The organism is Desulfonatronospira thiodismutans ASO3-1, assembly GCF_000174435.1.
In the GTDB taxonomy this organism is placed as follows: Bacteria; Desulfobacterota; Desulfovibrionia; order Desulfovibrionales; family Desulfonatronovibrionaceae; genus Desulfonatronospira; species Desulfonatronospira thiodismutans.
On the sequence record NZ_ACJN02000001.1, the window covers coordinates 240,001 to 252,182 of the forward strand.

9 protein-coding genes (1 of these 9 running past the window's edge) are annotated in these 12,182 nt (G+C 54.2%); 1 reads left to right on the forward strand and 8 read right to left on the reverse strand.

Going from position 1 to position 12,182, the window contains the following annotated elements; translation table 11 throughout:
• A protein-coding gene (gene asnS / locus DTHIO_RS01095; RefSeq protein WP_008868515.1) for an asparagine--tRNA ligase crosses the window boundary here: on the reverse strand, window positions 1-372 show its beginning. Its footprint begins 1,008 nt before the window's first position; the window shows 372 of its 1,380 coding nt (coding positions 1-372); the start codon lies at window positions 370-372; its stop codon lies beyond the left edge, outside the window.
• Window positions 373-1,054: 682 nt separating this feature from the next.
• Here asnS and pgi point away from each other — a divergent pair.
• Window positions 1,055-2,701, forward strand: a complete 1,647-nt coding sequence (gene pgi / locus DTHIO_RS01105; RefSeq protein WP_008868517.1) for a glucose-6-phosphate isomerase — start codon at window positions 1,055-1,057, stop codon at window positions 2,699-2,701.
• A 95-nt stretch (window positions 2,702-2,796) separates the two neighbouring features.
• Here pgi and priA read toward each other — a convergent pair whose 3' ends face one another.
• From priA to ftsH, 7 genes are all read right to left on the reverse strand, one after another.
• A complete protein-coding gene (gene priA, locus DTHIO_RS01110) occupies window positions 2,797-5,133 on the reverse strand; it encodes a replication restart helicase PriA (protein WP_008868518.1) in 2,337 nt (778 codons plus the stop codon).
• 121 nt (window positions 5,134-5,254) lie between these two features.
• Window positions 5,255-6,124: a UTP--glucose-1-phosphate uridylyltransferase GalU gene (galU, locus tag DTHIO_RS01115; protein ID WP_008868519.1), complete on the reverse strand. Its 870-nt coding sequence runs from the start codon at window positions 6,122-6,124 to the stop codon at window positions 5,255-5,257.
• Between the two features lie 78 nt (window positions 6,125-6,202).
• The gene (gene glmM, locus DTHIO_RS01120) at window positions 6,203-7,558 is read right to left on the reverse strand and encodes a phosphoglucosamine mutase (protein ID WP_008868520.1); all 1,356 of its coding nucleotides are present in this window, start codon (window positions 7,556-7,558) and stop codon (window positions 6,203-6,205) included.
• 19 nt (window positions 7,559-7,577) lie between these two features.
• Window positions 7,578-8,477 (reverse strand): CdaR family protein, encoded by a 900-nt coding sequence (locus DTHIO_RS01125; RefSeq protein ID WP_008868521.1) that lies wholly within the window; start codon window positions 8,475-8,477, stop codon window positions 7,578-7,580.
• Between the two features lie 81 nt (window positions 8,478-8,558).
• The gene (gene cdaA, locus DTHIO_RS01130) at window positions 8,559-9,311 is read right to left on the reverse strand and encodes a diadenylate cyclase CdaA (protein WP_008868522.1); all 753 of its coding nucleotides are present in this window, start codon (window positions 9,309-9,311) and stop codon (window positions 8,559-8,561) included.
• Window positions 9,302-10,138: a dihydropteroate synthase gene (gene folP, locus DTHIO_RS01135; RefSeq protein WP_008868523.1), complete on the reverse strand. Its 837-nt coding sequence runs from the start codon at window positions 10,136-10,138 to the stop codon at window positions 9,302-9,304. Before folP ends, cdaA begins: the two co-directional genes overlap by 10 nt.
• 86 nt (window positions 10,139-10,224) lie before the next feature.
• Window positions 10,225-12,159 (reverse strand): ATP-dependent zinc metalloprotease FtsH, encoded by a 1,935-nt coding sequence (gene ftsH, locus DTHIO_RS01140; protein WP_008868524.1) that lies wholly within the window; start codon window positions 12,157-12,159, stop codon window positions 10,225-10,227.
• Between the last annotated feature and the right edge of the window lie 23 nt (window positions 12,160-12,182).

Consider the following 12,182-nt stretch of genomic DNA (forward strand, 5'->3'; position numbering starts at 1 on the left):
CCGCAGGTGTGCAATACCGCGCAAAAATTCATCAGAGTGGCGCTTTTTCTGCAAGGGATAACTTTCCTGGTCTGCGCTGCCTATAAGCTCCACCTGCTCTGCCTGAACCTCCCACTTCTGGCCTTTGCCCGGGGAGGCCTGCAGGTTGCCTGTCACCTTGATCGCGGCCCCGGTGCCTGTCCCGTCAAGGCTATCAATCCCGGCAACACCCGGGTCCACCACAATCTGCAGGTTGGTTCTGCAGGAACCGTCATTGAGCTCTAAAAAAACCACACCCTTGGATTCCCTCTTGGTCCGGACCCACCCCTTGAGCATAATGCCCTCAACAGGTGCTTCCGCGTTCAAGGCCTGCTTCACCCTGGTTCTTTTCATCTGACCTCCATAATTCCAAAGTGTCCGTGCTTACGCTGATAATCGGTGTCGGGGTCGGTATCGGGTTCGCAGTCAGAATCGAATCCGGAGGCAAAGTCAAGTGGGACGCTGCCCGGTATTTTCGATCCCGATTCCGATACCGACCCCGACAAAGGCAGTAGCATGAAAACAACAAAAACGGGGGCAACATTGTCAGTGCCATGAGCTGCCCCCCTGCCCGAGTCTTGGCTGCCCAATGGTGCTTTGCATTTCACGCTACAAAGAGTTAAGAACTGGACTTTGCCTGCAAAAAAATCGAGGCAGGCTCCGTGCTTAAATTGATGCTGCATTTTTAGATGATTTGCAACTATTCACCATCTGATAAAATTGGTCAATCTATGCGCACCGCTGATATCCAGGGTCCGGGGGCTTTGCAAACTGGGCGTAAACTGTCTGAACGACGTAGGAAGCGTTAATCAAAACCGTAAAACACCGAACTTTATTTAAAGCATGTTATCGAGGTTATTCTGGCTTAAAAACTCGTGTATAGGTTTTGATTTACGCTTCCTTGGAGTGAGTTTTTACGTCCTGTTTGCGAAGTCCCCGGACCCTGGTGAATAATTACGATGATTTTTATTTATTCAGGCATCCGGGGCATATGTCCTGTAAATTTTGCCTGCACCCACAAACCAAGGAGGCTCGAATGTCTGGACTTACATTAAGCCCTTACTGGACAAAACTCAAAGAACATTTTTCCAGGATCAGTGACATCCATATGCGGGACATGTTTACCGCTGACCCCGAGCGCTTTTCAAGCTTCTCCCTGCAGGCCGGCCAGATATTTCTGGATTATTCCAAAAACAGAATAGACCGGGAAACCATGAGCCTGCTCTTTGGCATGGCTAGGGACATGGGCCTTGAAGATAAAACCACAGCCATGTTTTCCGGCCAAAAGATCAACACCACTGAACAAAGAAGCGTTCTCCATGTGGCTCTTCGCAACAGGTCCAACAGGCCCACTTACGTGGACGGGGAAGACGTCATGCCCCAGGTAAATCAAGTCCTGGACAGGATGAAAGACTTTGTCCATGGTGTCCGGGAGGGGCACTGGCGGGGCTGGACCGGAGAACCGGTAAAGGACGTGGTCAACATAGGCATCGGCGGCTCCGACCTTGGCCCCAGAATGGCCGTCAAGGCCCTGGACGGCTTCAGCGGACCCGACCTCAGGGTGCATTTCGTATCCAACGTGGACCCGTCCCACCTGGAAAATACCCTGGCCCGGCTGGACCCCAGGACCACCCTTTTCATAGTCGCCTCCAAGACCTTCACCACCCAGGAAACAATGTTCAACGCAGCCAGGGCCAAAGACTGGCTCCTGGAAAGCGCAAAAAACCAGGAACACATTGCCAGACATTTTGTAGCCGTGTCCACAAACACCCCCAAAGTGCAGGAGTTTGGAATCGACCCCCAAAACATGTTTGGTTTCTGGGACTGGGTAGGAGGACGTTTCTCTCTGTGGTCCGCCATCGGGCTGCCCATAGCCCTGTCCATCGGCATGGAGCGCTTTGAGCAGCTCCTGGAAGGCGCCCACGAGATGGACGAACATTTCCTGAACACCCCGCTGGAAAACAACCTGCCGGTTATCCTGGGCCTTTTAAGCATCTGGTATACCAATTTCTTCAAGACGGAAAGCCACGCCCTCCTGCCATACAGCCAGTACCTGGAAGAGTTCCCGGCTTATATGCAGCAGGGGGAGATGGAAAGCAACGGTAAAAGGATTACCCTGCAGGGAGCGGAGGTGGACTATGAAACAGGCCCGGTGATCTGGGGCGCTCCAGGGACCAACGGCCAGCATGCCTTTTACCAGCTGCTGCACCAGGGTACCAGAATGATCCCCTGCGATTTTATTATATTCGCCCGGCAACCCGGCCATGATCCTGTTCAGCACAGGCTCTTGATGGCCAATTACCTGGCCCAGACCGAGGCTTTGATGCTCGGCAAAACCAGCGCCCAGGTCAGGCAGGAGCTTGAGTCCCAGGGCAAATCCAGCCATGAGATTGAAAAAATCCTGCCCCATAAAGTGTTCCCGGGCAACAAACCCTCCAATTCCATAATACTGCCGGAACTCACGCCCCGTACTCTGGGAGCGCTCATTGCTCTCTACGAACACAAGGTTTTTGTACAGGGAGCACTCTGGGATATCAACTCCTTTGACCAGTGGGGAGTGGAACTGGGCAAACAGCTGGCCAGAAAGATCGAACCGGAACTGGAAGACGACTCAGAAGTCACTGACCACGACTCTTCCACCAACGGGCTGATTAATAAATGGAAAGCCATGTACTGGTCCTGAGGAACTTTCAAGTCAAGTCAGAGGTAACCATTCAGGGGAGCTCGGTGATGACTATTGGCACAAGGCCAAGGGACTGTCCCCCTGAATGGTTACAATCAGAGCATATTCACCGGATCCAGGTCCAGGCTGGCCCGGACCTGCCTGTAACGCTCAAACAGGGGGCGAAGCTCCAGGTACGCCTGCTTGATGCCGGCCCAGTCGCTGGATTTCACCAGAAACTGGTGCCGCTCCCTGTTTTTCAGCCTGGAGAGCACCGCGGGAGCAGGCCCAAGCATGGTCACCTTGCTGACTGCTGCCGCCTGCTTGGCCTTTTTGCGCAAGCCGGCCAGAAAGTCTGCCTTGCCCTCCCAGGTGTCCGGAAAGGAAAAGCGAATCAATCCCAGCCGAACAAAAGGCGGATAGCCGAACTTCTGCCTGCGGCTTATCTCCTGTTGAAAAAAGCCCTTGTAATCGCAGTCGCGGATATATTGCCAGCAGAAATGTCCCGGGTTGCGTGTCTGGATAAACACCCTGCCTGGTTTTTCTCCGCGGCCTGATCGCCCCGAAAGCTGGACCAGCAGCTGAAATATACGCTCGCTGGAGCGATAATCCGGCAGTCCCAGCCCCAGGTCCCCGTCCAGGACTATGGCCAGGGTAACTTCCGGAAATGAGTGACCTTTGCTGAGCATCTGCGTGCCCACAAGAATCCGGGCCTGTCCTTGTGCAAAGTCCTGCAGTATCTTTTCAGCTTTGCCCGGACTCCTGGTGCTGTCGCGGTCTAAGCGCAGAACCTGGGTGTCAGGAAGGTGTCTGGCCAGAAACTCCTCCACCTTCTCAGTTCCCTGGCCCACGGGTATAAATTCCGAGCCCCGGCAATGCCTGCATACAGGCGGAAAAGAAACTGATATGCCGCAGTAATGGCAGACTAAGCGGTTTCTTTTTTTATGGTATGTAAGTCCCACCTGGCAGTTTGCGCACTTCACCGTCTCAGAGCACGACTCGCACATGAGCACCGGGGAGTACCCCCTGCGGTTGTGCATGATCACGGCCTGCTCTCCACGCTTGACTGTCTCCTTCAGGGCCTCGGCGCAGGTCTTGGCCATGGCTCCGAAAACAGGGGGATCATTTTTAAGATCCACAAAATCCACCTGAGGCAGAGTGCTTTTGCCGATGCGGCTGTGCATCTCCACCAGGCTCACATGTCCTGCTTGAGCCGCATGAAAAGTCTTTACATCCGGAGTGGCCGAACCAAGAACCAGCAGGGCCTCTTCCCTGGATGCCAGGTACCAGGCAATCTCCTTGGCCTGATAAATAAGGGTCTGGTCCTGCTTGAAAGATTCGTCGTGCTCCTCGTCCAGGACTATAAGCCCTGTATCCTGCACCGGCATAAACAGCGCAGACCTGGTTCCAATCAAGAGAACAGGTTTTTTTTCCTGACCAAGCTCCACAAATGTCTTTTCTTTGCTGCTGGGGCCTTTGCTGCCATGGTGCAGGTAAATGGCCGCACCGGGAAGATATTGCCTGGCCTGCTGGTAAAGCTGCCTGGCAATGGCTATTTCCGGGGCGAGCAGTATCGCAGATCTCCCCATTTCCAGGCTTTGCCGGGCCAGATCTAAGTAAACAAGGGTCTTGCCGCTGCCGGTTATCCCGTGCAGCAGGCAGGCCCCGAAGCCCTGCCGCAATCTTGGAGACAGATGTTTCAGGGCTTCTTTTTGTTCCGGGCTGAAACAAAAATCCTGCCCTGCTTCCAGGCTTCCCCCCTCTGGTTCATCCCCGGGTTTGCAGGGACACACCAGTTCCTTGTCCTGCAGGGCCTGCAGGGCCTTTGTACTGCCCTGGCCGAGCTCCGCCCTTATACTGGAAGCGGTTCTGGGGCCGTGGGCGTAAAGAAGATCCATTACAGCCCACTGTACCCTGGCCTGTGGTCTTATGGGCCATGGGGGGTCACTGGAGACGGTCAAAGCAGGTTCTTTGCCGCCTGGACTTTTTACATCCAGTTCTCCCTGCATCCAGAACTCAGCCAGTCTGGAAAGAAACTCCCTGTTATCCCGGCCGCTGGAAAAAGGAATCTTCTTGTTTTTTCTGTCCCGCCAGCCGTCAGGAACCCTGCGCAGGGAAGCAGGCAAAACAGATGCCAGCACCCGGCCCAGGCTGGTCAACTGCCGGGCGGCCACGTTTTCCAGCATTTCCAGGTAGTCGGCACTAAGTACTGCCTCTTTTTCCAGAGGCCAGAATATGCTTTTAAGCTTTTTTTCTGTGGGAAGGGCGGGGACACTGCGCTCCAGAACAGCACAGCAGAGCTTGTTGCTTTGTCCCATGGGCACAAGCACCCGCATGCCCGGGTGCCAGACGTGCACGGGCAGATAAGGGGGCAGAGCATAGCTCAGGCTGGAGTAAGGCTGGCAGAGTATTGCAGCGGACCAGACTGAAGCGCGGGCATCTTGTGTTTGCATACGCGGGTTGCATAGGAATTGAGTAACCATTCAGGGGAGCAGATACCCTGGAGACCTCTGACCTCTCCCGGGGGACAGTCCCGAAGCCGGGACAGCCCCCCTCTGACATCTGACTTCTGACTTAGCGCCGGGGAAGAAATTCCTCCAGGTTTTTCAAAAGATCGGATTTAAGCTCATCATCCTGCAGTGCGAAATGTATGTTCGCACTGAGATAGTCCACCCAGTTGCCGATATCATAGCGCTGGCCCTCCAGCTTCACCGCCAGGAGCCTCTTGTTGCGGGCCATGGACTGCAGGGCGTCAGAGAGCTGATACTCCAGGTTGTGACCGGGTTCCAGGGTTTCCAGGTGTTCGAATATCTCCGGAGTCAAAACATAGCGTCCCACTATGGCCAGACGGGAAGGAGCATCTTCCACCCTGGGCTTTTCATAGACATTGCGGATGCGGTAAAGGCCGGGGGAAATCTCCTCTCCCTGGATGATGCCGTAATTGGAGACGCTCTCTCTGGAAACCTCAACCACGCCCACCACCGACATATGCTCGGTCTTGGCTGCTTCCAGAAGCTGCTTTATGGCCGGGCGACGGCTGAACATGAGGTCGTCCCCCACCATGACAGCAAAGGGTTCTTTTGAAACCACCTCCCGGGCGCAAAGTACAGCATGTCCAAGGCCCAGCTGTTCTTTCTGACGCACGGAAATGATATTGGCCATTTCGGCCACCTGGCGCACTTCCCGCAGAAGATACTCTTTGTTTGTCCGCCTCAGGACTGCTTCCAGGGCCAGATTGTAATCAAAATGATCCTCAAGGATCCTTTTTTGCTGGTTGGTCACAAACACAACATTGGTCAGATCCGCCTCGATAGCCTCTTCCACTACGTGCTGCACCGCCGGCTTTTTATATATGGGGAGCATTTCCTTGGGGATGTTCTTGGTTGCAGGCAAGGACCTTGTTCCCCAACCAGCTACAGGAATTACAACTTTTTTGGCTTCCATGATCATGCTCCTTGTTTGTCTTAAAAAATAATTCACAGGCAGAGCCGCCACCTGAAGCAGGCTCTGCTCCATATCCCCCTATGCACGAAGACCTTCCTCCACAGCCCTGGCCAGTTTTATGGCCATGTCCTCCACCAGGGTATCATCCTGGCCTTCCACCATGACCCTGGCTACGGATTCGGTGCCGGAATACCTGAGCAGAACCCGGCCCTTGCTGCCCAGCTGAGCCTCGGCATCTTTGACCGCTTCCTGAACCTGCTGCACCTCTTCAAAGGGCATTTTCCTTTCCACATGCACATTGATAAGTCTCTGTGGAAACGGTGTCAAAAGCCTGGAAAGCTCGGACAGGGGCCTGTTCTTCTGCAGCATGATCTTTAAAAGCTTGATGCCGGCCAGGATGCCGTCCCCTGTGGTTGCGTAATCCAGGAAGATGAGGTGTCCTGACTGCTCTCCGCCAAGGACGGCTCCTTCCTTGCGCATGGCCTCCACCACGTAGCGGTCCCCGACCTTTGTGCGCAGCAGCCTTCCTCCATGTTCCTGCATAAAGACTTCAAGGGCCATATTGCTCATGACCGTACTCACCAGCAGGTTGCCCGGCAACGCATCACGTTCCATGAGATCCATGGCGCATATGGCCATTATCTGATCCCCATCCAGAATCACCCCGTTTTCATCTATGGCGATAAGCCGGTCCCCGTCCCCGTCCAGGGTCAGGCCCAGATCCGCTCCGTGCTCCAGGACCATGGAGGCTGCCACTTCAGGATACAGTGAGCCGCACTTCTTGTTGATGTTCACTCCGTCGGGCTCTGTACCGGCCATGATTACCTTGGCTCCCAGTTCTTCAAAGATAAGCGGGGCCACCCTGTAAGTGGCACCGTGGGCACAGTCTATCACTACCTTCATCCCCTGCAGGGACATGGTGTTGGGCAGGCTGTTCTTCAGGTGAACAATATATCTTCCAGGACTGTCCACGATTTTTCTGGCCCGACCTATGGCTTCGGGCTGGGGATGCTTCCAGTTTACATCCGGGGACAGAACCAGTTCGGATATATCCTCCTCCACCTGATCTGAAAGCTTGAATCCCTTGTGATCGAAAAACTTGATCCCGTTATCCATGAAGGGATTGTGCGAGGCGGAAATGACCACTCCCAGGTCGGCGCGCATGTTCTTGGTCAGAAAAGAAATGGCCGGGGTGGGCATGGGTCCCACCAGAAAGACATCCATGCCCGAAGCACAGAAGCCGGAGGTCAGGGCGTTTTCAAATACATATCCCGAAAGCCGGGTATCCTTGCCGATGAGCACCCTGTGCCGCCTGTGTCCGTTGCGGAAATACTGGCCTGCTGCCAGGCCAAGCCTGAGCACTATCTCAGGAAGCATGGGAAAAATATTGGCTTGCCCTCTCAGGCCGTCTGTACCAAACAACTTTTTACGCATGCCGGATTCTCCTGTCTGTTTAATCTATTGAAATTTCAACTTTTTCTGGACGCATCTCCAGGACTTGTCCATGCTCGGGCAACTCTGCATACACTTGCAATTCATGTACCCCCGGACCTGCCCCTGGATTTTTTTCCACGTAGTAATGAATTTTTTCACGCCAGCCATCCTCCTGGAGCAACTCCCGGGGGAGATCAAGGTAGGCCCTGACATAACCAGGGTCCAGGCTGTAGTTTACCCCCTGTGCACCTCTGACCTCAATGGGTTTTCTTACCCAGATATCCTCCAGCACCGGCCCGAAGACAAGTTCCACGCGCACGTCAGAGGGAGTGCTTTCCAGTTCCGGGCGCAGATCAAGCCCCGCCTTGCGCTGAAACCTGTCCGGCCTGTCTGAATCAACAGCCACAGGTCTTGTTTTCACAGTATCCATATTTTTCAGGATCTTTTCGGGTCCGCGCACATGCAGTGCTGCCGGCTCAACCATCTTGTTTTTCAGCTCGTAATAAGGACTTATTGCCCCTGTCCAGACAACCTCTACAGGCAGCTCGCGGCTTACAATCCTGTCCACCTCCAGTTCCAGCCTGGCAGGTGTGATTTCCACCGCCTGCACCGCCCGGGGCAGGTTTATTCTTTTTGGGTCCAGGACAATGGTGTTTTCTCCCTGCTCCAACCCTGACAAATCAAGATTATAAGCCAGGCGGGCCATGTCCATACGGCTCAGCATGGTCTTGGTGGCCCTGCACCTGACAGTGACCTTGCTGACCATGCCGGAAATCACTGTATAATCCTCCGAAAGATGCGAGACCTCCACCGGGACATCCACCCACATCTCCACCTTTTCCTGGCCGCTTATAAGGTACCAGAAAAAAACAGCCATAACCACGGCCAGTATCCTGTACTGCCAGTTGCTTTTGAGCATGCTTTTATTTTAACTGTAAAAAATCATTAGTAAAAGCCACGTTCCTGTCCTCTGTCATTCTGTCATCCTGTCTCTGTCCACTTATTTTTCCCAGGCCGATGTGAGTACTCTTCTAAGGCGTACCTCATCAAGTCCAGGAATCAGTTTGCCTGACATGGCCACTGAAATCATCCCCTTCTCTTCCGAAACCACCACTGCAAGGGCGTCGCTCTCTTCTGTTATGCCAATGGCCGCCCTGTGCCTGGTGCCGAAGTTCCACCTGGAAGGCACGCCCACGGCCAGGGGGAGGATGCAGCCGGCATAGGCGATTTTGTTGGCCCTGACCACAACAGCCCCGTCGTGCAGTCTGGTACTGGGATAAAATATGGTCTCCATAAGTTCCCTGGAAAAATCGGCATTGAGTTCCACACCGGACTCCACAACATCTCCCAGCGGAGTTCTTTTTTCCAGGACAATAAGGGCACCGATTTTTTTCTCCGCCATATGCACCGCTGCCAGAATCAGTTCGTCCAGAACTTTATTCGTGGGCCGGGGATTGAACCACAGCCTGCCCGCACCCATTTCCGCCAGTGCCTTGCGGATATCGCTCTGAAAAAGGATGATCACCACCAGAAACAGGGACCCCAGAAAATTGGTCAGCATTCCATGCAGGGTATACAGGCCGAACTCATCCGCAACGTAATAAACCACCATGAGAATAAGCAGGCCGTAAACCACGGAAACTGCTCTGGTACCTTTCAGAAAGAGCATGACCCTGTAAGCGATGTAGGCCACCACCGCTATGTCCACCAGATCTCGCCAGCCGATCTGAACAATACCCAGGTCTAAGAGCATATATTTTCTACGATTTTCAAAGTGTTTGCGGTATCCGCAACATCATGCACCCTGTGTATGCCCACCTGCTTGGCGGCCATGAGTGCCGTCCCCACCTGGGTGGGCATCCCTCTACCCTCAAGTTCCACCTCCAGCAGACCGCTCCACAGGGACTTGTAGGACAGACCCACATACAAAGGACGTCCCAGAATATGGAAGCATTCCATGTTTCTCATTATTTCCAGGTTGTGCTCTAAGTTCTTTCCAAAGCCGATCCCGGGGTCAAGGACTATGTGGCTTTCAGGAATCCCGGCCTGCACCAGCCTGGCAAGGTGGGTTTCAAAAAAGGACAGAATTTCCCGGGTTACATCCCGGTACCGCGGATCCGTCTGCATGCTCTCGGGACGGTCCAGGGTATGCATCAACACATAGCCCGGCTTGTATTGCACCAGAACGTCCAGCAGCTGTGGATCAAAACGGCAGGCTGAAATATCGTTTATGATACACGCCCCGGCCTCCAGACACCTGGCAGCGACACTTGCCTTGTAGGTATCAACTGAAATGGTGGCTTCAGGGCGGGCCTTTAAAATTTTCTGCAGGACCGGCATGACCCTGTCCATTTCCGTGTCAGCCTCAACCCGCTCGGAAAAGGGCCTGGTGCTCTCTCCGCCCAGATCCAGGATATGCGCCCCCTGGCTGAGCAGTTCCAGTCCGTGATGCGCAGCAGCCTCCAGTGAATAATGTCTTCCACCATCGTAAAAGGAATCCGGAGTAATATTCACCACACCTGCAATCAAAAAAGGGGCGGGGCCAATCACCCCGCCCCCTCTTACAGACCATCTTACCATGTTTTAGCACCCTGGCTGAATGTAATATGGTTGACAATCAGGCTTCTGCATCCGGAAAATAAAGATTTGCCGGATGAAGAAGCCATTCAAGACTCTATCTTGAAACCTGAATCTTCATCCTGGTCTGCGGCGCTGTCCCTTTCACTGTCACCTTTATCGCCACCGTCGTCGGACTCCTTACTGTCTCCGGACTTGCTTTGATCCTTCTTGAGCTCCTCTTCTATGGGAGGCAGATCCTCGCCCTGCATGAGTTTATCCACTTCCTTACCTGAAATGGTTTCTCTGTCCAGAAGAGCTTCTGAAATGCGGTGCAGGGAGTCCATATTTTCCTTGAGAAGCATCTTGGCCCGGTCATATCCGTCCTGGACTATCCTTTTCACCTCGGCATCGATGAGCTTGGCCGTATCCTCGCTGTATTCCTTGTGCTGGACAAACTCCCGGCCCAGAAAAACCTCGTCTCCCTTGCCCCCGAAGGAAAGCGGCCCCAGGGTCTCGCTCATGCCCCACTCACAGACCATCTTCCTGGCCATCTTCGAGGCCCTCTCAATATCATTGCCCGCGCCGGTGGTCATCTGGTTGAAGACCAGTTCCTCGGCCACCCGTCCTCCCAGAAGAACAGAAAGGTTGTTTTCTAAGTAGGTCTTGGAGTAGTTGTGCCGCTCATCCTCGGGAAGCTGCATGGTCACACCCAGTGCGCGTCCCCTGGGAATAATGGAAACCTTGTGAATGGGGTCGGTCCCGGGCAGAAGCTTGGCCACCAGTGTATGACCGGCCTCATGATATGCCGTGGTCTTCTTCTCTTCATCGCTTAAGATTATGCTCCTTCTTTCCTTGCCCATGAGCACCTTGTCCTTGGCCTCCTCGAAATCCTCCATGCCCACCTGTTCCTTGCTCTTTTTTGCCGCCTGCAAAGCCGCCTCGTTGACTAAGTTTTCCAGGTCGGCCCCGGAAAATCCCGGGGTTCCCCGGGCAATGACTTCCATATCCACTCCGGTAGCCAGCGGAGTTCTGCGGCTGTGCACTTCCAGAATATGCTTACGCCCGGCCAGGTCGGGATTGGGCACCACCACCTGCCTGTCGAAACGCCCGGGTCTTAGAAGCGCTGGATCCAGCACGTCCGGACGGTTGGTGGCGGCGATTAGTATAACCCCTTCGTTGGACTCGAAGCCGTCCATCTCGACCAGAAGCTGGTTCAGAGTCTGTTCGCGCTCGTCGTGTCCACCGCCAAGGCCGGCACCTCTCTGGCGGCCAACGGCATCAATTTCGTCGATAAATATCAGGCAGGGGGCATTTTTCTTGCCCTGCACAAAAAGATCCCGCACCCTGGAGGCTCCCACGCCCACAAACATTTCCACAAAGTCCGAACCGGAAATGGAAAAGAAGGGAACTCCGGCCTCACCGGCCACCGCTCTGGCCAGCAGGGTTTTGCCAGTCCCAGGGGAACCCACCAGGAGCACTCCCTTGGGAATACGCCCGCCCAGGCGGGTGAATTTCTTGGGGTCGCTTAGAAAGTCCACCACCTCGGTGAGTTCGTCCTTGGCCTCGTCCACCCCGGCCACGTCGGAAAAAGTCACCTTGCTGTCTTCCTGGGCCACCAGCTTGGCCTTGGACTTGCCGAAGGACATGGCCTTGCCTCCACCACCCTGCATCTGGCGCATGAAGAAGATCCAGACCGCTATGAGCAGCAGGATGGGAAACCAGGAAATAAACACGGTCATGAGCATGGACCTTTCTTCCTCAGGCTCGGCCTCCACCTGGACGTTGTTTCTTAGAAGCATGTCCACGAAATTGGGATCCTCTGGATGAAAGGATATAAATCTCTGTTCGTCGAAAGTGACCCCGGAGACCTCCTGCCCCTTTATCTTGACCGCCATGACCTCGCCCTGCTCAATTTTGTTCAGAAGCTCGGTATATGTTAACTTTTCCTGTTGTTCCTGGGGCTGGTTGAACATGTTGAAAAGCATGATCAACACAATTGATATGGTCGCCCAGAGCAACAGATTCTTGGAAAAAGTGTTCAATATATTCCCTCCGAAAAAAGGAC